Here is a 25876-nt window from a genome sequence, read left to right as displayed (position 1 = left end):
CTAAGAGCTTTGCATGGGACCGGAATAAGCGCTGAGGCGCTAACTCCGGTCGACAGCTAAAGCGCTAACTCCGGACCGACAGGAGACAACCATGTCGATCGTACAAGGGCCGCACGCGGCTCGTGGTTTGAGTCGGAAAGTCGTAATTGCGGCGGCTGTGGCTGCCTGCGTCGCCAGCCTGGGTTTCCACGGCGCCGCGCAAGCCGCGGACAGCGGCAAGGTCGGCCTCGGTCTGCCGCTTCTCACGTCGCCATTCTGGCAGTCGTACAACAACTATCTGCCCAAGTACGCGAAGGACATGGGCATCGACATTCTCGCCCCGGTCAATTCGAATGGCGACCCCGCGCAGCAGATCACCGACATGAACAATCTGCTGAATCTCGGCGCCAAGGGCATCGTGATCGGCCCGCTCGATTCGGCGGCGATCAGCCGCGCGCTCGACGCCGCCGCAGCGAAGAACGTCCCGGTCGTCGCGGTGGACGTCGCGCCGACGCAAGGCAAAGTCGCGATGGTCGTGCGCGCGGACAATCGCGCCTATGGCGAGAAAGCGTGCAAGTACATCGGCGAGCACGTGAAGTCGGGCAAGGTCGTGCAGATCATGGGCGACCTGGCATCGGTGAATGGACGTGACCGTTCCGAAGCGTTCCGCTCGTGTCTGAAGGGTTATCCGGGCTTGTCGCTGCTGGAGATTCCGGCGAGCTGGAAGGGCGACGTTGCTGCCACCGCGCTCGATAGCCTGCTCACCGCGAACCCTGACGTGAAGGGCATCTACATGCAGGCGGGCGGCGTTTATCTGTCGCCGACGCTGCAAACGCTGCGCCGCAAACAGATGCTATTCCCCACCGGCGACGCGAAGCATGTGGTGATCGTAAGCAACGACGGTATTCCTCAGGAGTTCGACGCAATCCGTCGCGGCGACATCGACGCCACCGTGTCGCAGCCCGCCGATTCGTACGCGAAATACGGCCTGTTCTATATCAAGGCGGCGCTTGCCGGACAAACCTTCAAGCCGGGCCCGACCGATCACGGCAGCAACATCATCCAGTTGGCGCCCGGCGTTCTCGAAGACCAGTTGCCCGCACCGCTCGTGACGAAGTCGAATGTCGACGACAAGGCGTTGTGGGGAAACACGGTCAAATGAGCGAGCCGACGCCCTCCGTGCCCGTCGTCGAAGCGTTTGAGATCACCAAACGCTTCGGCTCCACGGCCGCGCTGAAAGACGTGAGCATCCGCGTGATGCCCGGCGAGTCGCATGCGCTCGTCGGGCGTAACGGGGCTGGAAAATCGACGCTGGTGTCGATCCTCACCGGACTGCGCAAGCCGGATACGGGTGAGGTGCGTTTCGGCGGCGCGGCCGCGCCATCCATTGCGGATCGCGATGCGTGGCGCGAGCGCGTGGCCTGTGTCTATCAGCATTCGACGATCATCCGCGATCTGAGTGTCGCGGAAAATCTGTTCATCAACCGGCAGCCGTCAAGACATGGCGTGATCGACTGGCACGCCATGCGCCGCGATGCGCGCGCGTTGCTCGACCACTGGAAGATCGACGTGCGCGAAGATGCGCGCGCCGGCGATCTGACGGTGGAAGCGCGGCAGCTGGTGGAAATCGCGCGCGCGCTTTCGTACGGCGCGCGTTTCATCATCCTCGATGAACCGACTGCACAACTCGATGGCGACGAAATCAAGCGTCTGTTCCGGCGCATCGGCGAGTTGCAGCGCGAGGGGGTGACGTTTCTGTTTATTTCGCACCATCTGCAGGAGGTGTACGAGATTTGCCAGGCGGTGACCGTGTTGCGCGACGCGCGGCATATCGTCAGCGCCCCGGTATCCGCATTGCCGCGCGAGCAACTGATCGAAGCGATGACCGGCGAGCGCGGCGGACTCGCCGTCGCCGATGCGGCGGCGCGCGATGCCTTGCCCGTGGATACCGCCGTCGCGCTCGAAGTCAAGGATCTGGCCGGCTCCGACTATCAAGGCGTCTCGTTCACCGTCAAACGCGGCGAGGTCGTAGGCTTGACCGGCGCGACCAGCAGCGGGCGCACGAGTGTCGCAGAAGCAATCGCCGGGCTGCGCGCCGCGACACGCGGCTCGATCAGCGTGGACGGCGCCACGCTGCCGCCGGGCGATGTGCCCGCGGCGTTGGCGCATGGCATCGGCTGCGTGCCGAAGGACCGTCATCACGAAGGACTGGTGCTGACGCAATCGGTTGCCGAAAACGCCTCGATGACGATCGCGCGCCTGCTCGGCAAATTCGGCATTGCGCCACCGGCGAAGAAAAACGCCTTCGGCCAGAAGATGATCGACGCGCTCGGTATCGTCGCTCAAGGTCCCGAGCATGTCGTGTCCGGTTTATCTGGCGGCAATCAGCAGAAGGTGGTGATGGCGCGCGCGCTGGCCACCGATCCCAACGTGCTGGTCCTGATCGACCCGACCGCCGGCGTCGATGTGAAATCCAAAGAAGCTTTGCTGTCAGTCGTGGACCGCGTGCGTGAAGACGGCAAAGCCGTGCTCGTCGTGTCCGGTGAACTCGACGACCTGCGTACCTGTGACCGTGTGCTGGTCATGTTCCGTGGCCGTGTCGCGGCCGAATTTCCCGCCGGTTGGCAGGACCACGATCTGATCGCATCCGTTGAAGGAGTCAGTCTTCATGAAGAATAGTGTGCCCAGCCCCGCATTTGGCACGGCTCAAGGCCAGGCCCAGACGCAGTCGGGCGCCGAGGCGTTGCGAGGCAAACGCGCGCGCTCCGAATTCGCACGTCTGCGTGAGTTGGCTCTGGTGCCCGCGCTCGTCTTGCTGATCGTGATCGGCGCGTTTGTGAGCCCGAGCTTTCTGACGCGCGCGAATCTGATCAGCGTGTTGGGCGCTTCTGCCGCGTTGGCGCTCGTTGTGCTCGCCGAATCTTTAATCGTGCTGACCGGCAAGTTCGATTTGTCGCTCGAATCGACGGTGGGCATCGCGCCCGCCATCGGTGCGATGCTGGTGATGCCGGCGGCGTCAGCGGGCTTCGGCATGCAATGGCCGGCTGCGGCAGGCCTCCTTGCCATTGTCGTGGTCGGCGCGGTGATCGGTTTCATCAACGGATTTCTGGTGGTGCGTTTGCGGCTGAACGCCTTCATCGTCACGCTGGCGATGCTGATCGTGCTGCGCGGCATGCTGGTCGGCGCGACCAAAGGCGGCACGCTGTTCGATATGCCGCCGTCGTTCTTCTCGCTGGCTACTACGATCGTGCTGGGATTGCCGCTGTCCGTCTGGCTCGCGGCAGTAGCGTTCGCGATCGCCGCATTCGTGTTGCGCTATCACCGTCTGGGCCGTGCGCTGTACGCGATTGGCGGCAATCCGGAAGCGGCGCGCGCAGCGGGCATTCGCGTCGAGCGCATCACGTGGGGCGTATTCGTGCTCGGCAGCATGCTCGCGTCGGTTGGCGGCTTGATCGTGACCGGCTATGTCGGCGCGATCAACGCGAACCAGGGAAACGGCATGATTTTCACGGTGTTCGCGGCGGCGGTGATCGGCGGCATTTCGCTCGACGGTGGCAAGGGCACGATGTTCGGCGCGCTCACCGGCGTGCTGCTGCTCGGCGTCGTGCAGAACCTGCTGACGCTGGCCCAGGTGCCGTCGTTCTGGATTCAGGCAATTTACGGCGCCATCATCCTCGGCTCGCTGATGGTCGCGCGCCTCGCCAGTGGCGAAGGGCAGAACTAATGCGCACGCATCACGGAGACTTATCATGAGCCATCCATTGGACACCGACATTCGCCTGATCCTGCTGAGCCCGAGCGACAACTGCCTGATTGCGGCGGCGCGCCTCGAAGCGGGCACGCAGGTCGAGATCGAAGGCGAGCGCGTGACGCTGACCAAAACCATCGAGCTCGGACACAAGGTGGCGCGTCATGAACTGGCGAAAGACAACAAGGTGCTGCGCTACGGCGCGGTGATCGGCCACGTGACCGAAGCGGTGGCGCGCGGCGCGCATCTGCATACGCACAACCTCGAAAGCGATTACCTGCCCACCTATACGCACGACGCGGGCCACGAGTTCGTCCATCACTGATTTGTGCACAATGCCGTGGCCGAGCGCCGCGCTGGAACCATCATGACTGACACATCCCTGGCATCTGCCACCGCGCAGCAGCCGACGCTGCAAGGCTACTTGCGCAGCGATGGCCGCAAAGGCATCCGCAATGTGGTCGCGGTGGCGTATCTGGTCGAGTGCGCGCATCACGTCGCGCGTGAGATCGTCACGCAGTTTCGCGAACCGCTCGACGCGTTCGACGATCCTCAGGCGGAGCGCGAACCGCCGGTGCATCTGATCGGCTTTCCGGGCTGCTACCCGAACGGTTACGCGGAGACGATGCTGGAGCGTCTCACCACGCATCCGAATGTGGGCGCGGTGCTGTTCGTGTCGCTCGGCTGCGAGAGCATGAACAAGCACTATCTGGTCGACGTGGTGCGTGCAAGCGGCCGCCCCGTCGAAGTGCTGACGATCCAGGAAAAAGGCGGCACGCGCAGCACGATTCAGTATGGCGTGGACTGGATTCGAGGCGCGCGCGAGCAACTCGCCTTGCAACAGAAAGTGCCGATGGCGCTGAGCGAACTGGTGATCGGCACGATTTGCGGCGGCTCGGACGGCACCAGCGGCATCACGGCGAACCCGGCCGTGGGCCGCGCGTTCGACCATCTGATCGACGCGGGCGCCACCTGCATCTTCGAGGAAACCGGCGAACTGGTGGGCTGCGAATTCCACATGAAAACGCGCGCGGCGCGGCCGGAACTCGGCGATGAAATCATCGCCTGCGTAGCCAAGGCAGCGCGCTATTACTCGATTCTCGGGCACGGCAGCTTCGCCGTCGGCAACGCGGATGGCGGCCTCACCACGCAGGAGGAAAAGTCGCTGGGCGCCTATGCGAAGAGCGGCGCGTCGCCGATTGTCGGCATCATCAAACCCGGCGATATTCCGCCGACCGGCGGCCTCTATCTGCTCGACGTCGTGCCGGACGGCGAACCGCGCTTCGGCTTCCCGAATATCAGCGACAACGCGGAAATCGGCGAGCTGATCGCTTGCGGTGCGCACGTGATCCTGTTCACCACGGGACGCGGCTCGGTGGTCGGCTCGGCGATTTCGCCGGTCATCAAGGTGTGCGCGAACCCGACGACCTATCGCAATCTGGCTGGCGACATGGACGTGGATGCGGGGCGCATTCTCGAAGGCCGCGGCACGCTCGACGAAGTAGGCCGCGAAGTGTTCGATCAAACCGTCGCGGTGTCGTGCGGGGCGGCGTCGAAATCGGAAACGCTCGGTCATCAGGAATTTATCCTCACGTACAAGACGTTCGAACCCGTGGGGCCGGCCTGCTTGCCGTCGAGCGCCGCTCCGACGCGCCGGGTCGTCGCGATCGAGCCGAACTGAACGATCGTTAGCGATCCTTGCGTGCGCTGGGCAAACAGGGTCCGCGCGTGCTAAAACACAAATAGGAGGTGCGGCTCATGACGGCAACGGGCGGTTCGAAGATCGGGCAGCGGCGCGGCATCGGCCGTCGCGCGTTGCAGGTGACGGGTTTGAGTCTTGGTACTGCGCCGTTGGGCGGCCTCTATCGCGACCTGTCCGAGGAAGACGCCCAGGCCACCGTGGCGGCCGCGTGGGACGCGGGCGTGCGTTATTTCGATACCGCGCCGCATTACGGCCACACCAAAGCTGAGCATCGCCTGGGCGACGCATTGCGCCGCTATCCGCGTAGTGAATACGTGCTGTCCACCAAAGTGGGCCGTCGTTTTGTGCCGCGCACCACGCCCTACGACGGCAGCGAAGGCTGGCAAAGCCCGTTGCCCTTCCAGGCGATCTACGACTACACGCACGACGGCATTCTGCGGTCGTTCGAAGACAGCCAGCAGCGGCTTGGCATTGTCGATATCGACATTCTGCTGGTGCACGATATCGGCCGCGTGACGCATGGCGATAAAAATGCCCACTATTGGCGGCAACTGACCGAAGGCGGCGGTTTTCGCGCGCTGGATGCGTTGCGCGCGTCGGGCGCCGTCAAGGCGGTCGGCCTGGGTGTCAATGAAGGCGCGGCGATCCTCGACGTGATGGCGGAGTTCGACATCGATTGTGCGTTGCTTGCGGGCCGTTACACGCTGCTCGAACAGACCACGCTCGATGACCTGCTCCCGGAATGCGAAAAACGCGGCGTCAGCATCCTGTTAGGCGGCGCGTTCAACTCGGGCATTCTGGCGCGCGGTGTCGAAGGCGATCTGAAATTCAATTATGGCGATGCGCCCCGCGAAGTGATCGAGCGCGTCGCGCGGCTGGAAGCGGTCTGCCGCGTGCATGGCGTGCCGCTGGCAGCCGCGGCTCTGCAGTTTCCGTATGCGCATCCGGCGGTTGCCAGCGTCTTGACCGGCGCGCGCAGTGCCGACGAATTGCGTGAGAACGCGGCGTCATTCGAGTTGCCGATCCCCGCGGAGCTGTGGTCCGCGTTGCGCGACAAGGGCTTGCTCGACAGCCGCGCGCCCGTTCCGGAAGCTTGACCGACAATGCATATCGACGCTCACCAGCACTACTGGGACCCCGCGCGCGGCGACTATGGGTGGCTCACGCCGGAACTGAAGCTTTTGTACCGGGCGTTTGGCCCGGCGGATCTCAAACCACTGCGCGAACGAGCGGGCGTCGAGCGCACGGTGGTGGTGCAGGCGGCGCCGACTGTCGACGAAACACGGTATTTGCTGGACATCGCGGGTCATGAGCCGTCGATCGCCGGTGTGGTCGGCTGGGTGCCGTTGCTGTCGCCTGAGGCGGCAGAGGTGATCGACGCTTTCGCGCGTGAGCCGAAGTTCAAGGGCGTGCGGCCGATGTTGCAGGACCTGCCCGACGACGCATGGATCGCGAATCCTGATCTTGCGCCCGCGATCGAAGCGCTGATCGCCCACGATCTCGCGTTCGACGCGCTGATCTACGCGCGCCACGTCGAACACGTCGAAACCTTCGCGAGGCGTTTTCCGACACTGCGTATCGTCGTCGATCACGGCGCGAAACCGCCGATCCGCGCTGGCCATGCGGGCTGGCAAAGTTGGGCCGACGCGATCACCCGGCTTGCCAGGTTTCCGCATCTGCATTGCAAGCTGTCGGGGCTCGCAACCGAAGCCGCGCCTGGCTGGACCGAGGAAACGCTGCAACCGTATGTCGAACATCTGCTGGCCTCGTTCGGTCCCGCGCGTTTGATGTGGGGCAGCGACTGGCCGGTGCTGGATCTGAACGGCAACTATCTGCTGTGGCATTCGGTGGCGAACACCTTGCTCACATCGTTGAGCGACGACGAGCGTGAAGCGGTTTTCGGCGGCAACGCCGCTGCGTTCTATCGGCTTTGACGTGACCAGCACAAGTCCATACAAGCCCATTCAACTGGAGTCGTAGATGACACAAAGACTGGCCGGCAAGACGGCCCTGATCACCGCCGCAGGACAAGGCATCGGCCTCGCTACCGCGGAACTGTTCGCGCGCGAAGGCGCACGCGTGATCGCCACCGATATCCGTATCGACGGACTCGCCGGCAAGCCGGTCGAGGCGCGCAAGCTCGACGTGCTCGACGGCGCGGCGATCAAGGCGCTGGCCGCCGAACTCGGCGCGATCGACGTGCTGTTCAACTGCGCGGGCTTCGTGCATGCCGGCAACATCCTCGAATGCAGCGAAGAAGATTGGGACTTTGCCTTCGACCTGAACGCGAAGGCGATGTACCGCATGATCCGCGCGTTTCTGCCCGCCATGCTGGACAGGGGCGGCGGCTCGATCATCAATATGTCGTCGGCGGCGTCGAGCGTGAAGGGCGTGCCGAACCGATTTGCGTATAGCGCCTCGAAAGCCGCGGTGATCGGGCTGACCAAGTCGGTTGCTGCGGACTTCATCACGCGTGGTGTACGCTGTAACGCGATCTGCCCGGGCACGGTGGCTTCGCCGTCGCTCGAACAACGGATCGTCGCGCAGGCAGCGGCGCAGGGTGCGACGCTCGAGGCGGTGCAGGCGGCTTTTGTCGCACGCCAGCCAATGGGCCGCATCGGCAAGCCGGAAGAAATCGCCGCGCTCGCGTTGTACCTCGCGTCAGACGAATCGTCGTTTACCACCGGTCATGCGCATGTGATCGATGGTGGCTGGTCGAATTGACCTGCATACCGAATATCACTGAAAAGGAAGTGTCAGGATGAAACTGCTTCGTTATGGGCCGAAAGGCCAGGAAAAGCCGGGTTTGCTCGACGCACAAGGCAAGATTCGCGATCTGTCGAAAGTGGTTGGCGATATCGACGGCACTGCGCTGACCGATGAGGGCCTGGCCAAACTGCGCGCGCTCGATCCGGCTTCGCTGCCGGTGGTGGAAGGCAATCCGCGCATGGGCCCGTGCGTCGGCAAGATCGGCAAGTTCATCTGTATCGGCCTGAACTACGCGGATCACGCGGCCGAATCGAATCTGCCGGTGCCGGCCGAGCCGGTTATCTTCAACAAGTGGACGAGCGCGATCTGCGGCCCGAACGACGACGTCGAAATTCCGCGCGGCTCGAAAAAGACCGACTGGGAAGTCGAACTGGGCGTGGTGATCGGCAAGCCCGCCAAATATATCGACGAAGCGAACGCGCTCGATTACGTCGCCGGCTACTGCGTGATCAACGACGTGTCGGAACGCGAATGGCAGATCGAACGCGGCGGCACGTGGGACAAGGGCAAAGGCTTCGATACCTTCGGCCCGATCGGCCCGTGGGTCGTGACGCGCGACGAAGTGGCCGATCCGCAGAACCTGAACCTGTGGCTCGAGGTGGACGGCCATCGCTATCAGAACGGCAACACGAAGACGATGGTGTTCGGCGTGGCGAAGCTGGTCTCGTACGTGTCGCAGTGCATGAGCCTGCAACCGGGCGACGTGATCTCCACTGGCACGCCGCCGGGCGTCGGCATGGGCGTGAAGCCGAATCCGGTGTACCTGAAGCCGGGTCAGACGATCCGTCTGGGGATCGAAGGTCTGGGCGAGCAGACGCAGAAGACGTATGCGGCGGAGTGAGCTGCGGATCTAGATAGAAGAAACTGCTGCTGAAAAAAGACCGTTCTCGATTAACACGGGAACGGTCTTTCCACATCTGGACGTCAATCACGCATGGCGCTCATTCAGCCGCGCTGCTCGGCGAGCAAGCGCCGGCCGTTAACCGGCTCCTTCGTGTTCGCCAGTATCGCTGATCCGATTGACCGTGCCTTGCGCCACGGCGACCAGCTTCTCGCGATTGCCGTCCATCACATACACGTTGCACTGGCAGGTGGCCTGATGCTGGCCCGCATAGACCACCTTCGCGCGCGCGATCAGCGTGCCGTTGATGACGGGCCGCAGATAGTTGATCTTGTACTCGCCGGTCACGACCTTCGGCCCGAGCGACAACGCGCCGGCGAACGTCAGCGCATTGTCGGCGAGATAACTGATGACGCCGCCGTGCACAAAGCCATGTTGCTGCCGCAACTCGTCACGGATCGGCAGGCACAAGGTCAGTTCGCTGGTGCCCGTATGCATCAACTCAGCGCCTAGCAGCATGCTGAACGGCTGGGCATGCAGTGCGCCGCGCGCCCGGTCGAGGAGGTCGGTCATCGTGATTCCTTCGGGCGAAGCCCGCAGTGGCATCTGCACTGGCGTGCGTTGTGCAGTCCCTACCCACTCTAGGAAGCGCGCGCGTGCCACGTCAAGGTGATTCGGAAAAATCCCCGAATCATTATTGTGCAAAACGAGGGCAATTTCGGAGTTGTGCGATGAAAAGGGGGTGTAAGACGATCTTTGGCGGAATTGGCCTCAAGCAAAGCGCGGAATTGCCGTTAACCCTGGCGTAGATCCCGTCATTCTTTTTGCAATTCAGGTGTTCACGATGTTCAGCAAGATCAAGGTCGCATCCGGCCTGTTGTGTGTCCTGGCCGCGTTCTGCGTGTTTCAGCTGGTGACGGTGGGCCTCGGATTCTGGTCGCTCACGCGCACGCATGACGACGTCGACGACCTGTCGAACATTGCGTTGAAGCAGGTCGATGCAGTCAACGAAACGACCCAGCGTCTGATGGACGCGCGTATCAACCTGTCGCGTGCCGGTACGCGGATGGGGCGCGGCGGCGGCGAGCCCACTGACATCGTGCAGCACGCCCGCGAGCAGTTGAGCGCCGCCGACCAGTCGTTCGCCGCTTTCATGAGCGCGCCGAAGACCAGCGACGAAAACAGCGCCCGCGCCACGGCGCTGGCCGAACGCTATCAGAAGCTGCACGGTGCGCTCGCGGAACTGGTGCAGTTTCTCGATTCAAATAACATCCAGGCGTTTCTCGACCAGCCGACCCAGTCGTTCCAGGACGCCTACCTCGGCGAGTCGCACAACTTCGTGCAGTTCGGCACGGCCGCGAGCCGTGCATCGCTCGATTCGATCGACGCGCGGATGGCGACATTCCGTGCCGTCAGCCTCGTGATCCTGCTGGCGCTGGTGGCCGGCACATGCGCGGTGTACGCGGCGCTGCGCCGGGGCGTGGTGGCGCCGCTCGAAGAGGCGGGCCGTCACTTCGAGCGCATTGCGCAAGGACGCCTCGACCAGCCGATCGCCTCACGCGGCACCAACGAGATCGGCCGGCTGTTCTCGGGCCTCGCGAAAATGCAGGCGAGCGTGGCGCGTACCGTGAAGACCGTGCGCGAATCCGCCGATTCGATCCACCTGGGCGCGGACGAAATCGCGACCGGCAACGCCGACCTGTCGGCGCGTACCGAAAGCCAGGCGGCATCGCTCGAAGAAACCGCGTCGAGCATGGAGGAACTGACCGCCACCGTGCGTCAGAACGCCGAACACGCCCGCGAAGCCAACGCGCTCGCCGAGACCGCGCTCCACGCGACCTCGCGCGGCAGCGAAGTGGTCAACGAGGTGGTCGACAAGATGCGCGGCATTGCGCAAAGCTCGGACAAGATCGCCGAGATCATTTCCGTGATCGACGGCATTGCGTTCCAGACCAATATCCTCGCGTTGAACGCCGCCGTCGAAGCCGCCCGCGCGGGCGAGCAGGGCCGCGGCTTTGCCGTGGTGGCAGGCGAGGTGCGCGGACTGGCCCAGCGCAGCGCGCAGTCCGCCAAGGAAATCAAGACCTTGATCAGCGAATCGGTCGCCGAAATCCAGGGCGGCTCGGTGCTGGTGGAGCATGCCGGCGAAGCGATGAGCAACGTGTCGGCGTCGATTTCACGCGTCACGCAGATGATGGCGGAGATCAGCGCGTCGTCGCTCGAGCAGAGCACGGGGATCGAGCAGGTCAATCAGGCGGTGGTGCAGATGGACGAGATGACCCAGCAGAACGCGGCGCTCGTCGAAGAAGCTGCGGCAGCGGCCGCTTCGCTGCACCAACAGACGCAGCAACTCAAAGACGCGGTGTCCGTGTTCGAAATTTCGGAATCTGTGTTGCGCGCGCAACATATCGATGAGGTTCGCGGGCAGTCGGCCGACTTTGCCGTCGCCGGAATGCGGGCGATCTGAGCCGCGAGGGTGCTCAAAAAGAAGGCATTTCAATAGAAAATGGCCCGCAGGAGCGGGCCATTTTGCATTAGACGCAAGCGCCTAAGAAGGGTGCTTAAGCGTACTTAAGCGTACCTGGCGGTACTTACGCCGGCTGGATGTTTGCAGCCTGCTTGCCCTTCGGGCCTTGCTTAACTTCGAACGTCACTTTCTGGTTTTCTTGCAGCGACTTGAAGCCGCTACCTTGAACTTCCGAAAAGTGCGCGAACAGGTCTTCGCCGCCGTCGTCCGGCGTGATGAAGCCAAAGCCCTTTGCATCGTTAAACCACTTCACAGTACCTGTTGCCATTTTTAATCCAGTAAATGTTGTGTGTTGCATTCGCGACCGCTATTTCTCAACACGAGATCGAGCGCGAAGTACGAGTTGTATCACGTCTTAATGATGGACGCCAATCAACAAGTATTCGGGTATTCCCCCGTTAGGGCCCTTTTGAGGCGTTCGAGGCATTTTGGAGGGGTCACCCAGCCGGTAGGGTAAACTGGCTGTATTACTCTTTCGGGAAAGACATTGACACATTATTTGCAAGATGAACTCACCTCGTTCTGGAGTCGTTTGACCCCCTATCTCGCGATATTGGAGTCTAAATCACCTCAAGAAGGCACCCTGGACCCTGTTGGCCGGATCACGATCGACACCGAAGACCGCCAGGCTTTCGCCCTTCACACCACCGATCAGAAGCCCCACGGCGACACATCGGACACCCCCACCGGACAAAGCGCGACCTACACGCGATTTAAAACTGCCGACGCCGATTGGGGACCCTGGCAACGCGAAGCATACTGATCGACCGATCGGTCGGTCGGTTTAAGCGCCGGGCAACGCCTGATAGGCCGTCGCGAGGTGGTAGGGCGTGGTCGAGGGCATCTCGGCGCGTGCCACCTCACCGGCTGGCGTTTTGCATTCGAACCAGCCTTGCGGGCGCAAAAAGCGTTGCTGGAACCGTTCGGCCTGCTTCGGCAGAGCGGCCCGCACAGCCGGGTCGTCATGGTTCGCCAGGGCGCGCAGATACTCGGTCTGAGCCCAGATCCGCTGGGTAGCGTCCTTGATCCTGCCGGTTTCGTCGAGTGATGCGCAAACGCCACCCGTGTGCTCGTCCACGCCGTGTTGCTGCGCGAAACTGAACGCGCGAATTAGTGCGTCCTCGAGGCCCGAGGTTTCGAACAGCGTGCCCCCCTGCTTGACCAGCCAGAACCACTCGAACTGGTGACCCGGCTCCAGCCGGTTGTCGTCGGCGCCAATCGGCAATTCGGCGATGCAGCCAGTCGGCGCATGCACAAAGTGACGCGCAATGGCGTCGGCGAGGCGGCTCAAGGCGGCATCGAAGGCGTGATCGCCGGTTGCCTCGCGGGCGGCCAGCCATGCTTCCGTCAAATGCATCAGCGGATTCTGGATCGGCGTGCCCGTCACCGTGGCGAAGTCGGCGGCGTATGCGGCGTTGAAGAGATCGTCCGCAGCGGCGAAATGCGACTGAATCAGTGACGACGTGCGATGCACGACTTCCAGCGCATCGCGACTACCCGAGCGGCGCGCGTATTCCGCGCACGCGAACACGACGAACGCATGCGTGTACAGGTCTTTGGTGGTGTCGAGCGGCGCGCCTTGCGCGTCCACGCTATAGAACCATCCGCCGTGACGCGTGTCCTGAAAGGTGTGCGTCAGCGAGTCGAACAACACGCGAGCATGTGCCGCATCGCCTGCCTGGGCGAACACGAACAATTGCCGCGCGCACGCCATCGCACGATAGCGCTCGGCCGGCAGCGGCTGATGATCCTCGGCGCGCACAGCTTCGTACGGCAGTTTCAGCGCGGTGTTGAAGCCCGGCCCGCGCCACAGCGGCAGCACCACGCGATTGAAGTGATCGCGCAGTGTGGCGGCGAGAGCGATGGTCGAAGTGGCGGAAGGGTTCATGCTCGGCATAGTTCAATGGGCAAATGCGGTCAGTCAAAGCCTGGGGACTTCGGTGGCGGCGCGGCGCGGTTATCGGCACAGGGGTGCCGGGCACGGATGCTACACGGGCCGCCAGCGCGCGGCTCGCAACCGTTGCTGCAAGTCGCCCGGCGGCATGCAGCCAAGCATAAAGCAAACAGCTGCAGCTGCCACTGCGGCGCGGGCATGCAATGCGCTACAGATAATTTCAGAGAGGAAAAACAATGTTGGGGAACCTCGAACTCGTTGCGCGGCTGGTGCTGGCCGCGGCGCTCGGCAGCGTCATCGGCTTTGAGCGCGAACGTCTTTCCTGGGCCGCGGGCTTACGCACGCATATGCTGGTCTGCGTCGGCTCGACGCTCATCATGATCGTGTCCGCGTATGGCTTCGCCGAAGTGTTGAACGGCGAGCACGTGGCGCTCGACCCGTCGCGGATGGCCGCGCAGGTGGTATCCGGCATCGGCTTTCTCGGCGCCGGCTCGATTCTGCTGCGCGGCGAAATCGTGCGCGGACTGACGACGGCAGCCAGCCTCTGGTCGGTTGCGGCGATCGGGCTGGCGGTCGGTGGCGGGCTGTACACGGCGTCGATCGCGGCCACCATCATCATTCTGATCATCCTCGCGGGCATCAAGCCGCTGGAGCGCCGCTTCATCACGGTCAAGCAACGGCGTCAGCTGACGATGATCGTCGAGCGCGGCGCGCTGACGTTCCACTCGCTGCACGAAGAACTTGGCGCCGCAAGCCCGCGTGTGAAGCAATTCGTCATGCAGCAAAGCGACGACGCCCCGGAGTGCGACGAAGTGATGATCACCTTGCACCGTGTGTCGAACATCGAATACGAAGCCATTTGCGCACGCTTGCGCCAACTGCCTGGCGTCAAGCAGTTCCGGCAGGACGCGTCGTCGTCTTAAAAAGCGGAAAATCGTCGGCGAAGGGCTTCGGCAGGGGCGGGCGGCCATGCGACAATGCGGTCTCGAAAAATTCCAATGGCTTTGACGAGCGGTGCTCGGCGCCCGCTTTCCGGCGACGACCGCTTATTTCTCTATGGCAGATTCCGTAGCATCCCCGCAGTCCCGGCCTTCGCGCGCCGCTTCGAAAAAGCGGCGTCAGGCCACTGTCTCGACCGAAACCGAAAACAAGCTGGCGCGCGCCGCGCGCTCGGCACAACGTCTCGCGCAGCTGAGCGATGCCTCGCGCGACGACAGCACGCTAGACCTGTTCCCCGACGATCCTACCCGCGCCACGCTCGAGGCGATGAACATCGACGTGCGGCAAGGCACGCTGCACGGCTTCGAATTACCCGATGTGGTGCTGGCAGCAGTCGGCGCGATCGACGCCATCGACGGGGCTTCTGTGGACGCGAAGGCGGCGCGCCGCGCGCCGCGCGCTGCCAAGTCCGATGAACCGGTGCCGGTCAATGCGCAATTGAGCGGGCTGGAGATGGCGACGGAGGGGGCAACGCTGTCGCCGATGCGCGAGCTGGCGTTTGAAGAAGCGAAATCCGCTGCAGAGACAGCCGTAGCCGTCGAAGAGAAATCGGCGGCGCCGCTCACGTCCACGATGGCGGCGGCGACCGTCGCGCGCAGCGTGACGGCGCTGCGTCAGGCCGCTGAGCCGGAAACGCCCGCGCCGGCATCGACGGGTGGTAAGCCGCCGATGCCGCCGCAACGCTTTGCTGCGACCTTTGCCAAAGCGACCACGGCGTCGCGGGAAGCGGCTGCGGCCGAGGTGGCCACGCCGGCCGCCGAGCGCACGTCCGCCGAAACTGAAGCTGCAGGCACTGCTGCCGCCGAGCCCAAGCCGGCCAGCGAGCGGCCCGCCGCGGCATCCGTCTCGGCGAACGCTGCGTTTAGCGCGTCTTTCAGGGAAGCTCAACGCGCCGAAGCGGCCGCCGCAGCGCTGCGCGCGGCGCCGGAGCTCGACCGCGCGCGGGCCACCGCATTTGCCGACACCGTCGACGCCCTATATGGCGTGATCGCCGACCAACGCCGCGCCGCGACCGACCATTCGCGCCGCATGAAATGGATGCTGTCGATCGTGGTGGGCGCGTTGCTGGTCACGGTCGCAATCGGCATCACGCAGACGGTGCTCCTGATGCGCCTGACGCGCGAGACCACGGCCCAGCAGCACCGTATCGAGCAGATGATGCAGAACCAGCAGGCTGCGATGGCCAGCTTGCTCGACACGCACCTGGCGATGGCCAACGCGGTGGCGGTCGATGCAGTGCCTGCGGCAGCCACGGCGGCAGCGCCTGCCGTGCCTGAGCAAGCCCCTGCCGCTCCCGTCCATAGCAAGCGCGGCACGCGCGCCCAACATGCACACCGAGCCAAAGCAGTCGCCGCTCCACACTGATCCGCTGTGAACGCCGCGCCGGCGTCTGCCGGCTGCGGTGGCTTTGCCCCTGAAATTGGAAAAACGGGGTCGTTGTCATGACGCGACGCACCAAAGCCCCGAATCCCTGTGACAAACCAACACACCCGAAAAATTGTTGCATTGCACTAGCTTTTGCCTAGGGAAAACCCTATAATTCTTTTTAAGGGAAAACCCTAGCTAATGCAGTAACCAACCGGGAGTCGCCATGAGCTTCATTTTTGCATTGTTCCAAAAGGTCAGCGACCTCTTTGCGTCGCCCCATCTGCCGCTGGATTCGGACTACTCGTACGCAGCGCGTAGCCGCGAAGCACAGCGCGTGCGCGAGGCGCAAGGCACGTTGTTCGGCGTCAAGCTGAGCGACTAAAAGTATCGCTGTAAAGCCCGAGCGCGGACCACCACGCATGGGTGCGCACCTCGAGTGCGCGTCGCATCATTGAAGCCACTGCCCGCGAAACGCGTGCAGTGGCTTTTCTTCTTGGCGGTTCACCGCCAAATATCTGACCGCACCCGATTATTTCTCCCTCGAAATGAATGTAACCGAGGCTGACATGGTTATCAGACTTCATGCCCCTGATCCATCGCGCATGACGTTGTAGACGGGCGGTGAACGCAAAAAATCGCCCCGGCACTGACCGTGCCTCACTGAAATGTGTGCTTACAAGTGCTCACGTCTTCACGCGGTTTGCATTGCTAAAGTTGGTCTCAAGCGGACGGCGTCTGGTCCGAACCGAAAATCGCGGTTCGATGACGACTGAACACGGACGCTGGCTTGATACAAAACTTTGACGGGAGGTCACCATGAAAACCTTTAACAAGAAATCGCGTCCGGTTCTTGCAACCTTGCTGGCTGGCGGCGCGCTGCTCGCAGCCGGTAGCGCCTTCGCGCAGGGCGCCTTTGCGCAGGACCGGGTCATCGTCGAGAACGGTCCTGCTGTTTATGGGCAGCCGCACATGATGCCGGTGGGTGTGTCGATCAATATCGGCTGGCATGGCGATCGTTATTACGACGGCCATCGCTACTGGGCGCATGACGACTGGATGCGCCATCATCCGCACGACAACGATCCGCATCACCACGACGACCACCGCCCGCCGCAGCGTTACTAAGCTAAGGCGCGCATGACGCTGCCGCATGAGGCAGCGTGAAGTCCACAAAGCCGGTGCTTCCACATGGAAGACCGGCTTTGTGGCGTGCGGACCTGGAATTGGGCGCTATGCGGTATAACCCCCTTTCACCCCATCCGCCAATCCGCCCCATGTCTCACTACTTCTACGACCCTGCCACCGGCCATGGCCTTCCGCACGACCCAATCAAGGCCATTGTCGCGCCGCGGCTGATCGGCTGGATTTCCTCACGCGACACCGACGGCACGCTCAACCTCGCGCCGTACAGCTTCTTCGGCGCGTTCGCCACCTTCCCGGCGATCATCGGCTTCTGCAGCGAGGGCCGGAAAGACAGCGTCTCCAACATCGAGGCCACCGGCGAATTCGTCTGGAATCTCGCAACGAAGCCGCTGGCCGAACAGATGAACCGCTCATCGGCCCCCGTCGCGGCGCACGTGGACGAATTCGAGCTTGCCGGCCTCACGCCAGCGCCGGGGCGCAACGTCGGCGTGCCGCACGTAGCCGAATCGCCCGCCGCGCTCGAATGCAAACTGCTGCAGGTGATCCGTCTGCATTCGCTCGACGGCACGCCGATGGATAACTACCTGTCCCTCGGCCAGGTGGTCGGGGTGCACATCAACGAGGCCTATCTGAAAGACGGCCTGTTCGACACCCATGCCGCGCAGCCGATCATGCGCGCGGGCTATCGCGCCGACTACGCGGAAATCGGCGAGATGTTCCAGATGTTCCGGCCGAAAGCGTAACGAGCCAGAGCGTTTGCAGCGCCTGGCAAGGCCGCTCGGTATCCCCTGATTGCCGCCGCAAACGCAAAGCCAAAGGCCGCGCATGACTGGCTCGCTTGATGCTTGCAACCGACGCCTCAACGCGTCGTTTTCAACTGCCGGCTCACTCTCCAGGAGCGCGATCATGTCCACCGAATTCGCCACGCAATTCAGCCACGTCCGCCCGCAAGACACTTCCTACGAGGATCAGGGCCTGCGCGACTTTTTCCTCTATCGTGATTTGGGCATCGCGCAGGCGACCGGCGGCAAGGTACTCGCGCAACTCGTCAAGGCGAATCACGCACCAGAGCAAGGCACCGGCTGGCACCGTCATGAGGCCGATTTCCACATTGTGATCATGCTGAAGGGCTGGGCGCGCTTCATGTACGGCGACAAGGAAACGCTCGTCGCCGCGGGTGATTGCGTGCATCAGGCGCCGGGCATCGTTCACTATCTGTTCGATTACTCGGAAGACATGGAGTACATCGAGATCGTGTCGCCGGCCGATTTCAAATCGATCGACGTCGAAGGCCCGTGCGAAGTGCCGGCGGTGCAGCCATGGAAGAGCGTCGCGGCTTGAAAAAGACCTTCGCGGCGCTCGCATAGCGGCGCCGCGAAGGAAAAAAAGCAAAAAACTCATTGCGTCGCCGGCGGCCGGCGGCGCGGTGAGCGTGCCGCCCGGGGCTTGATGGTGGACGAATCCGTGCCGGTGTCGCCGGTGTCATTAGGCGCGGCGCTCACGGCAACACCGACTTCGACACCCACGACGGCCGAAGCAGCAGGCGCCGCCGCCGTCACCTCCGCGGCAGCCGCCACCGACACCGGCTGGATCGTCCGCGCTTGCGAACTGACCAGCACCGCCCGCGGCTCGTTGTCGTAAATCACGGCCCGCACGCGCGGATAAATCTGCCGCTCCCAACGGTGTCCGTTGAACACGCCGTAGTGCCCCACACCGGTTTGCACGTGATGCGTCTTCAGATACGGCCTCAACCGGTCACACATATCCTGCGCGGCAAGGGTCTGCCCGACAGCGCAGATGTCGTCCTTTTCGCCTTCTACGGTGAGCAATGCGGTCCGGCGAATTTTTGATGGGTCCACGAGGCGTCCCTCCACCTCGAGCGCGTGCAGCGGCAGCGCGTGCCGCTGAAAAACCGTGTCGACCGTTTCCAGATAGAAGTCGGCGGTCAGGTCCATCGTCGCAAAATATTCTTCGTAGAACGTGCGAATCGTCTCGGCCTTGGCCGGATCGCCTTTGGCGCATTCGTAATACATGGTCTCGAACGAGTCGAGATGACGGCCAAGGTTCATCGCCATAAACGCGGTCAGTTGCATGAAGCCCGGGTAGACACGCCGGTGCGCACCCGCAAAACCGAACGGCACGGCGCTGATCAGCTTCTGTTCGAACCATTCGATCGGCTTGCTCTTCGCCAGTTCGTTGACGCGCGTGGGATTGATACGCGTGTCGATCGGGCCGGCCATCAGCGTCATGCTGGCGGGCTGCGCGGGATGATCGTCGGCGGCCATCAGCGCGACCGCGGCGAGCGCCGCAACGGTCGGTTGACATACAGCCAAGAGATGCGCGCCGGGCCCGATCGTTTCAGTGAAGTCGATCACGTGTTGCACGAATTCGGTGAAGCCGAAGCGGCCCTGGCTGAGCGGCACGTCGCGCGGATTGTGCCAATCGGTGATGTAGACATCGTGCTCGGCCAGCATGGTGCGCACGGTGCCGCGCAGCAGCGTCGCGAAGTGGCCGGACATCGGGGCGATCACCAGCACGCGCGGCTGCGGATGCGAAAGCGCGGTGTCCTTACGGAAATGCACCAGCGAACAGAACGGCGTATGCGCGGCGATTTCCTCGACGATCGCCACCTGTTTGCCTTCCGTCACCACACTGTCGATGTCGAAGGGCGGCCGCACCGGCGTAAGTCCGGCGAGGGTCAGAAGATCGCAGGACGCGCGTATCGAACGGCCGTGCGCTGTTTCGCCGAACGCAGGCCATGCGTCGAGCGAATGATTGACCAGTGCCGCGCCGTGCCGCATGGGCAACATCATGTCGGCGAAAGCCTGGTATGTGGGATATGCGAACAGGTTCATAACCTTCGCACGAATGCTGAAAAGGAAGGAGCCCGTATAGAGGCAAGTCATGTGCCAATCGTGCCTATGCAATGGCGCGACCGCCGCTCGACGTTGGCATAGCATTTGCGCGAGTCCTCCGGGCGGGCCGAAATTGCCGCGCTTTGGTGCGCCGGTGCACGGCAGCGTGCACGGGCATCGTCGGGCGTCGGCTGAACGCCTCATCTGGAGGAGAAACGTATGGCGAATACCACGCTCACCATTAGCAGCAAGAACTATTCGTCGTGGTCGTTGCGCGGCTGGCTGCTGACAAAGTTCAGCGGTCTGCCGTTCGAAGAGATCGTGATGCCGATCGACGATCCCGCCGCGCGCGCCGAATTGCTGCTGCTGTCGCCGTCTATCCTGGTGCCGTGCCTCGTTCACGATGGCATCGAGATCTGGAACACGCTGGCGATTGCCGAATATCTGAACGAACTGAAACCGGAAGCGGCGCTGTTGCCCAAAGACATTCGCGCGCGAGCGCATTGCCGTTCGATCTGCGGCGAAATGCATTCGGGCTTTGGTTCGCTGCGTTCGGCCTTGCCGATGAACCTCAAAGCGCACTTTCCGGGCTTCAAGGTGTGGGCACGGGCTCAGTCGGATATCGATCGGATTGTGACGATTTGGGGCGAGTGCCTGAAACAGTACGGTGGACCGTATCTGTTCGGCGAGCGCAGCGCCGCGGATGCGATGTATGCGCCGGTGGTGACGCGTTTCGTCACCTACGACGTCAAGCTCGATCCGGAGATCGTCGACTATGGGCAGCGCATCATGGCGCTGCCCGAGATGCAGCAATGGATTGCCGACGCACAGCAGGAGGTGGAGGAAATCGACGAGCTGGACGTCGAATTCTGATCACGGCGCGTCTTCACGGCAAGACAGGATACGTGCCGACGAGACTGACCGGTCACCGTGCCTGCGCACCGCGCCAGGTACGCAGCAGCAACGCATTGGTAACGACGCTCACGCTCGAGAACGCCATCGCCGCGCCGGCCAGCATCGGGTTCAGCAAACCGAAGGCGGCGAGCGGAATGCCGATCAGGTTATAGACGAAGGCCCAGAACAGGTTCTGCTGAATCTTGCGCCACGTCTTGCGCGAGATGTCGATGGCATCGGCCACCAGCGCCGGGTCGCCACGCATCAGCGTGATGCCGGCCGCGTGCATCGCCACGTCGGTGCCGGTCGCCATCGCAATGCCGATGTCGGCGGCGGCGAGTGCGGGGGCGTCGTTGATGCCGTCGCCCGCCATTGCGACAATCCCCGCGCTGCGGAACTTCAGGTCGCGGATCACGCGAGCTTTGTCGTCGGGCAGCACTTCGGCGTGGAATTCTTCGATGCCGAGCGCTTTGGCGACGCTCGCCGCGCTGCCGTGGTTGTCGCCGGTCACGAGCACGCTTTTGATGCCCATCTGCGCGAGCCTGTCGACGGCGGCGCGTGCGGTCGGCTTGACGGTGTCGCCGAAAGCGATCAGGGCGAGCGCGGTGTTCGCCGGTGAACCGCGCTGCATCAGCCAGGACACCGTGTTGCCGGCCGCTTCCAGCTCCTTTGCGCGCGCGATGAACGCCGGCGACAGGTCAATGCCCAGTTCGGTGAGCCAACGTGTGCTGCCGAGTGCGAGGGTGCGGCCATCGACGTCGGCTTCCACGCCGCGGCCCGGCACCGCGCGCGCGGCGCTGACGTTAATCGCCTCATTGCCGGAACGCGTGGCTTCGTGCGCTTTCACCACGGCGCGCGCCAGCGGGTGGTCGCTATGCCGCTGCACGGCGGCGGCGAGCGCCAGCGCCTCGTCGCGAGCGATGCCGCCGATCGGCTCGAACGCCGTCACCGAAGGTTGCCCGACCGTGAGCGTGCCGGTCTTGTCGAACGCGACAATCGTGACCCGATGCGCGGTTTCCAATGCCTCGGCGTCCTTGATCAGCACGCCGTGCCGCGCGGCGACGCCGGTGCCGGCCATGATCGCCGCGGGCGTCGCCAGTCCGAGCGCGCACGGGCAGGCGATCACCAACACCGCGACCGCGTTCAGGATCGCGGTTTCGCCGCCCGCACCGGCAAGCAGCCAGCCCGCCATCGTCAGCACTGCAATCGCCAGAATCGCCGGCACGAAGATCTCGCTGACCCGGTCGACCAGTCGTTGAATCGGTGCCTTCTCGGCCTGCGCGCTTTCCACGAGGCGGATGATCCGGGCGAGCGTCGTTTCGGCGCCGATCGCGGTGGTCGTCACCGCAATTGCGCCTTCGCCGTTGATCGAGCCGGCGGTGACCGGATCGTCCACCTGTTTCGGCACGGGCAGGCTCTCGCCGGTAATCAGCGATTCGTCGATATGCGTGCGGCCTTCGAGCACCGCGCCGTCGACCGGCACGCGTTCGCCGGGACGCACGATCACCAGCGTGCCGACCCGCACTTGCGCGAGCGGCACCTCGCGTTCTTCCGCGCCGACGCGGATGCGGGCGCGGTCGGGGCGCAGCGCGTTGAGCGCGCGGATCGCGTCGGTGGTCTGGCGCTTGGCGCGGGCTTCGAGCCATTTGCCGAAGCGCACCAGCGTAATCACCACCGCCGACGCCTCGAAATACAGATGCGCCATGTCGCCCGGGTGAGTCGCCATCTCATAGACGCTGATGCCGTAAGCCGCCGAGGTGCCGAGCGCCACCAACAAATCCATATTGCCCGCGCCTGCGCGAACGGCACGGTAGGCCGCCCGGTAGAAACGCGCGCCGAACACGAACTGCACGACCGACGCGAGGCCGAGTTGCAACCACGGCGAGAGCATCGCGTGCAGACCAAACCATTCGCCGACCATCGGTACGAGGAGCGGCAGCGTCAGCGCGGCGGCGGCAAGCACGGCGAAGAGTTCGCGGCGCGTCTTGTCCGGCTTGCTGGCGGCGGGCGCATTGGCGATCTCCGGCGGCGAAAGCGCGTCTTGCGGCGTAACCAGCGCCGCGTCGTAGCCCGCTTTCGTGACGGCTTCGATCAGCGCGTTTGGATCCAGCGCCGCGTCACTGAGATTGACGGTGGCCGTTTCGGTCGCCAGATTCACCGATGCGCCCGCGACGCCCGGCACCTTCGCCAGCGCCTTCTCGACGCGCAGCGCGCAGGAGGCGCAGGTCATCCCGCCGATCGCCAGTTCCGCGGCCTGAGACAACTGTGACAGCTGCGCCGGCGCGGCAACAGCGGCGCTTGCCGCGAGCGTGGCGTCGTAGCCCGCCTTGCGCACGGCCTGGGCGAGCGTTTCAGGGTCGAGCGTCGCGTCGCCGTCGACACGGGCTTTTTCGGTCGCGAGATTCACCGAGGCGCGCGTGACGCCGGGCACTTTGGCCAGCGCCTTTTCGACGCGCAACGCGCAGGACGCGCAGGTCATCCCGCCGATCTCGATTTCGGCGGTACTGGTGGGGGCGGCGGTAGCGTCGGCAGAACGCTGCGGAGTGGCAAGTTCGGTCATGGCAGGCAAGGCTCCGGGCGGCATCGGGCCGCATCATGAACCCAGTATTGACCTTCCAATGATGGGAAGGTCAAGTCCGTTTTTCGTTTTTTTTCCGGCAGGCCGCGAGAAGCGCAGATCAGAACGCCGGCGGCGCATCCAGCATGGCCTGGCCGACCGCCTGCTGTTCGTCGCTCGCACGCGCCAGCAGGGTTTCGGCGGCGCCGCGCCGATCGGCGGCTGTCTTGTTCTGACCGAGCTTCCATTTGCCGACCAGCCGCGTCACTTCGATCTCGATACCGACGATCGCGCCCAGCATCTGCGAAATGTAGTCGGCCGGGGCATCGCCCATTTTCCACGGCGTCGGTTCGCCCGCTTCCATCTTGCGCGTGAGCCGAGCGACCAGGCCACGCACGAACGCCTCGTCGTCGCGCACCGTGATGCGGCCGTGCGCGTGCACCACCATATAGTTATAGGTAGGCACCTGACGATGGGCTTCGTGCTTGCTCGGATACCAGTTCGGCGAGATGTAGGCGGTCGGCCCCTGGAAGATCACGAGCGTTTCCGGGTTGGCCGCGACTTCCTGCCACACCGGATTGGCCCGCGCCACATGAGCGCGAAGGATGCCAGGGGAACGCGGTTCACCGGCAACTGCGTCCCCCGCGGGGACGGCGTCAAATTCGAACGGCAGATGGTTCGCATCGAGTCCATTCGGCCCGGTCGTAATCAGCGCGCCGAACGGCTGCTCGGCGATCAGGCGGTGGAGAACCTCTGGGCGATTCTCTTCAAAATGGGCGGGCATGTACATGAAACGCTCCGGATACAAAAGGGCGGGAAGGCGTTGAAAAAAGGTGGCTTGCGTGGGCGAAAACCTGGACGGGAATCGCAAAAATCATCAACCGTACCGTAAATAGATGCCGGATGCTTACGAACAGGCTCTATTCCTGCCTTTACGCTTGCCTGGTGAGCAAGGATACGATACAACCCGGTGGTGTCGGCATCGCGAACCGCGGATTTCCTGTGCTGGGCTTCGGGAGGCCACGTAAGCAGGTTCCCTTGCGCACCGACGCATCCCCTGGACCGCACGTTCCGCCACCTGAACGAATGATAAAAAATCGCCGAGAATTGTTTTCGCTTCATCTGACCTGCGCATCGTTCGCAGGCCTCGCATTTCTGGCCGGTTGCGCGTCGACGCCGTCCACCACACAGAAAACCACCGGCTGGATCAAGGACGAAGTCGCCGATTCATACGTGTTCGGCTATCCGCTGGTGTTGATGGGTGTCGCGCGCGATGCCGCGGTCGGCACCGATCCCGGCCGGGCGCCGATCAATACGTTGCGTCATGCGCAGGCCTTGCCGCCGGTCGGCGCCGCCAACCCGCCGCAACCCAGCCTCGACACGCTCGATTCGACCGGTTGGCTCGACGTCGGCAGCGAGCCGGTGATCGTGTCGCTGCCCGACTCGCACGGTCGCTACGTGGACGCCCGCGTGCTCGACATGTGGACCAACGTGGTGTGGTCGACCAGCGCGCAGTTCGCCACCCGCGCCGCGGGCATCAAGGCACAAACGATCGCCTTCGTTGGCCCGGGCTGGCAGGGCAATCTGCCGAATGGCGTCAAGCGTGTCGACGTGCCGACCCGCAACGCATGGGTGAGCGTGCGCATCCAGTCGAACGGGACGCGCGACCTGACGGCGGTGCGCAAGCTGCAACGCGCGATTCGCGTGGCGCCGCTGAGCGTCTATACGGGCGATACGCGCTCGGCGTCGATCACGCCGCCACGCAGCGACGCCGCAGCCGCGTCCGGCACGCCGGCCGCGCAGGTCGCCGCACTCGACGCGAACGGCTTCTTCAGCCGGCTTGCCCAAGCCTTGCCGGACAATCCGCCGACCCCGGCCGATCCGCATGCGCTGAAATTCCTTGCCGACCTCGGCGTGACCCCGGGCGAGCCGGTGACGCTGCCGAATGCCAGCGATGCGATCACCGCAGGCCTCGCCGATGGCCGCGACCGCGTCGTTACGCCGCCGTCCAATGTGCTGACGGGCAACGGCTGGAGCTGGTTCGGCGACGGCGTGGGCAACTATGGTCCCGACTACGCGATGCGTGCTTACGCGGCTTCCGCGCAACTGGGCATCGGCACCAAGGACGACGAGGTGCGTGCGGTCGTCACCCAGGACAACGACGGTCGTGCGCTGAACGGCGCGAACCGTTACGTGATCCACTTCGCGCCGAACCAGTTGCCGCCCGCGCGCGGCTTCTGGTCGATCACCGCCTATACGAAGGACGGCGCGTTGGGTGAAAGCGCCCCGGCGCGTCTGGCGGTTGGCGATCGTAATGGCGTGCGGCGCAATCGTGACGGCTCGCTCGACGTGACGGTGTCGTCCACCCGCAGCAAGAGCGGCAACTGGCTGCCGGCGCCGCGTACCGATCTGCAACTCGTGCTGCGGCTATACGCACCCAAGCCGCAAGCCACCGACGGCAGTTGGCAGCCGCCGGCCGTCGTGCGGCAATGATGTGACAGCGCGATGTGACATGCATCAAGCGTTGCGTGTCCGCTGCCCAATCGGTACGGACACGCGACGTTCTCACGTGGATGATTTGTAAGCCGCAGCTTACATTT

25 protein-coding genes are annotated in these 25876 nt (G+C 63.8%); 19 read left to right on the top strand and 6 right to left on the bottom strand.

The features are described from left to right. Positions 1–91: 91 nt before the first annotated feature. From PQR27_RS32135 to PQR27_RS32095, 9 genes are all read left to right on the top strand, one after another. Complete coding sequence (locus tag PQR27_RS32135) at positions 92–1141, top strand: sugar ABC transporter substrate-binding protein (RefSeq protein ID WP_408527588.1); 1050 nt, start codon at positions 92–94, stop codon at positions 1139–1141. Then, positions 1138–2658 carry a sugar ABC transporter ATP-binding protein gene (locus tag PQR27_RS32130; RefSeq protein ID WP_408527587.1) on the top strand — a complete coding sequence of 507 codons (1521 nt, stop codon included), beginning with the start codon at positions 1138–1140 and terminating at the stop codon, positions 2656–2658. The genes PQR27_RS32135 and PQR27_RS32130 overlap by 4 nt, the downstream gene beginning before the upstream one ends. Beyond that, positions 2648–3703: an ABC transporter permease gene (locus PQR27_RS32125; RefSeq protein WP_408527586.1), complete on the top strand. Its 1056-nt coding sequence runs from the start codon at positions 2648–2650 to the stop codon at positions 3701–3703. The genes PQR27_RS32130 and PQR27_RS32125 overlap by 11 nt, the downstream gene beginning before the upstream one ends. Positions 3704–3728: 25 nt before the next feature. Continuing rightward, complete coding sequence (locus tag PQR27_RS32120) at positions 3729–4052, top strand: UxaA family hydrolase (RefSeq protein ID WP_408527585.1); 324 nt, start codon at positions 3729–3731, stop codon at positions 4050–4052. A 42-nt stretch (positions 4053–4094) separates the two neighbouring features. Beyond that, on the top strand, positions 4095–5408 hold the full coding sequence (locus PQR27_RS32115) for a UxaA family hydrolase (RefSeq protein ID WP_408527584.1): 1314 nt from the start codon (positions 4095–4097) through the stop codon (positions 5406–5408). A gap of 77 nt (positions 5409–5485) precedes the next feature. Beyond that, on the top strand, positions 5486–6526 hold the full coding sequence (locus tag PQR27_RS32110) for an aldo/keto reductase (protein WP_408527583.1): 1041 nt from the start codon (positions 5486–5488) through the stop codon (positions 6524–6526). A 6-nt stretch (positions 6527–6532) separates the two neighbouring features. Beyond that, positions 6533–7363 carry an amidohydrolase family protein gene (locus PQR27_RS32105; RefSeq protein WP_408527582.1) on the top strand — a complete coding sequence of 277 codons (831 nt, stop codon included), beginning with the start codon at positions 6533–6535 and terminating at the stop codon, positions 7361–7363. A 46-nt stretch (positions 7364–7409) separates the two neighbouring features. Further along, positions 7410–8153, top strand: a complete 744-nt coding sequence (locus PQR27_RS32100; protein WP_408527581.1) for an SDR family oxidoreductase — start codon at positions 7410–7412, stop codon at positions 8151–8153. 37 nt (positions 8154–8190) lie between these two features. After that, on the top strand, positions 8191–9039 hold the full coding sequence (locus PQR27_RS32095) for an ureidoglycolate lyase (RefSeq protein ID WP_408527580.1): 849 nt from the start codon (positions 8191–8193) through the stop codon (positions 9037–9039). Between the two features lie 138 nt (positions 9040–9177). On the opposite strand, the gene PQR27_RS32090 is transcribed toward PQR27_RS32095, so the two are convergent. After that, positions 9178–9612 carry a PaaI family thioesterase gene (locus PQR27_RS32090; RefSeq protein ID WP_408527579.1) on the bottom strand — a complete coding sequence of 145 codons (435 nt, stop codon included), beginning with the start codon at positions 9610–9612 and terminating at the stop codon, positions 9178–9180. A 271-nt stretch (positions 9613–9883) separates the two neighbouring features. Here PQR27_RS32090 and PQR27_RS32085 point away from each other — a divergent pair, with 271 nt between their 5' ends. Continuing rightward, positions 9884–11506 (top strand): methyl-accepting chemotaxis protein, encoded by a 1623-nt coding sequence (locus PQR27_RS32085; protein ID WP_408527578.1) that lies wholly within the window; start codon positions 9884–9886, stop codon positions 11504–11506. Positions 11507–11630: 124 nt separating this feature from the next. Here the strand turns inward: PQR27_RS32085 and PQR27_RS32080 are convergent, their stop codons facing one another. Continuing rightward, on the bottom strand, positions 11631–11834 hold the full coding sequence (locus tag PQR27_RS32080; RefSeq protein WP_007178724.1) for a cold-shock protein: 204 nt from the start codon (positions 11832–11834) through the stop codon (positions 11631–11633). A gap of 219 nt (positions 11835–12053) precedes the next feature. Here PQR27_RS32080 and PQR27_RS32075 point away from each other — a divergent pair, with 219 nt between their 5' ends. After that, positions 12054–12329: a hypothetical protein gene (locus PQR27_RS32075; protein ID WP_408527577.1), complete on the top strand. Its 276-nt coding sequence runs from the start codon at positions 12054–12056 to the stop codon at positions 12327–12329. 21 nt (positions 12330–12350) lie between these two features. On the opposite strand, the gene PQR27_RS32070 is transcribed toward PQR27_RS32075, so the two are convergent. Further along, a complete protein-coding gene (locus PQR27_RS32070) occupies positions 12351–13463 on the bottom strand; it encodes an AGE family epimerase/isomerase (RefSeq protein WP_408527576.1) in 1113 nt (370 codons plus the stop codon). Positions 13464–13696: 233 nt separating this feature from the next. Between PQR27_RS32070 and PQR27_RS32065 the strand changes: the two genes are divergently transcribed. The 6 genes from PQR27_RS32065 (at position 13697) to PQR27_RS32040 (ending at position 18311) form a co-directional block, all read left to right on the top strand. Next, entirely contained in the window at positions 13697–14383 is a 687-nt protein-coding gene (locus PQR27_RS32065; protein ID WP_408527575.1) for an MgtC/SapB family protein, read from the top strand. Between the two features lie 133 nt (positions 14384–14516). Then, on the top strand, positions 14517–15824 hold the full coding sequence (locus tag PQR27_RS32060) for a hypothetical protein (protein ID WP_408527574.1): 1308 nt from the start codon (positions 14517–14519) through the stop codon (positions 15822–15824). Positions 15825–16050: 226 nt separating this feature from the next. Further along, positions 16051–16209 (top strand): hypothetical protein, encoded by a 159-nt coding sequence (locus PQR27_RS32055; RefSeq protein WP_408527573.1) that lies wholly within the window; start codon positions 16051–16053, stop codon positions 16207–16209. 434 nt (positions 16210–16643) lie between these two features. Beyond that, positions 16644–16952 carry a hypothetical protein gene (locus tag PQR27_RS32050; RefSeq protein ID WP_408527572.1) on the top strand — a complete coding sequence of 103 codons (309 nt, stop codon included), beginning with the start codon at positions 16644–16646 and terminating at the stop codon, positions 16950–16952. A gap of 149 nt (positions 16953–17101) precedes the next feature. After that, positions 17102–17713, top strand: a complete 612-nt coding sequence (locus PQR27_RS32045; protein ID WP_408527571.1) for a flavin reductase family protein — start codon at positions 17102–17104, stop codon at positions 17711–17713. A 163-nt stretch (positions 17714–17876) separates the two neighbouring features. Beyond that, entirely contained in the window at positions 17877–18311 is a 435-nt protein-coding gene (locus tag PQR27_RS32040) for a cupin domain-containing protein (protein ID WP_408527570.1), read from the top strand. Between the two features lie 56 nt (positions 18312–18367). Here PQR27_RS32040 and PQR27_RS32035 read toward each other — a convergent pair whose 3' ends face one another. After that, the gene (locus tag PQR27_RS32035; RefSeq protein WP_408527569.1) at positions 18368–19825 is read right to left on the bottom strand and encodes a polyhydroxyalkanoate depolymerase; all 1458 of its coding nucleotides are present in this window, start codon (positions 19823–19825) and stop codon (positions 18368–18370) included. Positions 19826–20044: 219 nt separating this feature from the next. Between PQR27_RS32035 and PQR27_RS32030 the strand changes: the two genes are divergently transcribed. After that, complete coding sequence (locus tag PQR27_RS32030; RefSeq protein WP_408527568.1) at positions 20045–20698, top strand: glutathione S-transferase family protein; 654 nt, start codon at positions 20045–20047, stop codon at positions 20696–20698. A 52-nt stretch (positions 20699–20750) separates the two neighbouring features. On the opposite strand, the gene PQR27_RS32025 is transcribed toward PQR27_RS32030, so the two are convergent. Beyond that, positions 20751–23279 carry a heavy metal translocating P-type ATPase gene (locus PQR27_RS32025; RefSeq protein WP_408527567.1) on the bottom strand — a complete coding sequence of 843 codons (2529 nt, stop codon included), beginning with the start codon at positions 23277–23279 and terminating at the stop codon, positions 20751–20753. Between the two features lie 118 nt (positions 23280–23397). Beyond that, complete coding sequence (locus PQR27_RS32020; protein WP_408527566.1) at positions 23398–24066, bottom strand: FMN-binding negative transcriptional regulator; 669 nt, start codon at positions 24064–24066, stop codon at positions 23398–23400. A gap of 296 nt (positions 24067–24362) precedes the next feature. Here PQR27_RS32020 and PQR27_RS32015 point away from each other — a divergent pair, with 296 nt between their 5' ends. Continuing rightward, positions 24363–25769, top strand: coding sequence for a DUF1254 domain-containing protein (locus tag PQR27_RS32015; protein WP_408527565.1), 1407 nt, complete (start codon positions 24363–24365; stop codon positions 25767–25769). The last annotated feature ends 107 nt before the right edge of the window (positions 25770–25876 follow it).

Origin of the sequence: Paraburkholderia fungorum (genome assembly GCF_046027215.1) — a bacterium.
Lineage (GTDB): Bacteria > Pseudomonadota > Gammaproteobacteria > Burkholderiales > Burkholderiaceae > Paraburkholderia > Paraburkholderia fungorum_D.
Note: the sequence above shows the minus strand (reverse complement) of the source record. Positions and strands in the feature narration are given on the sequence as shown.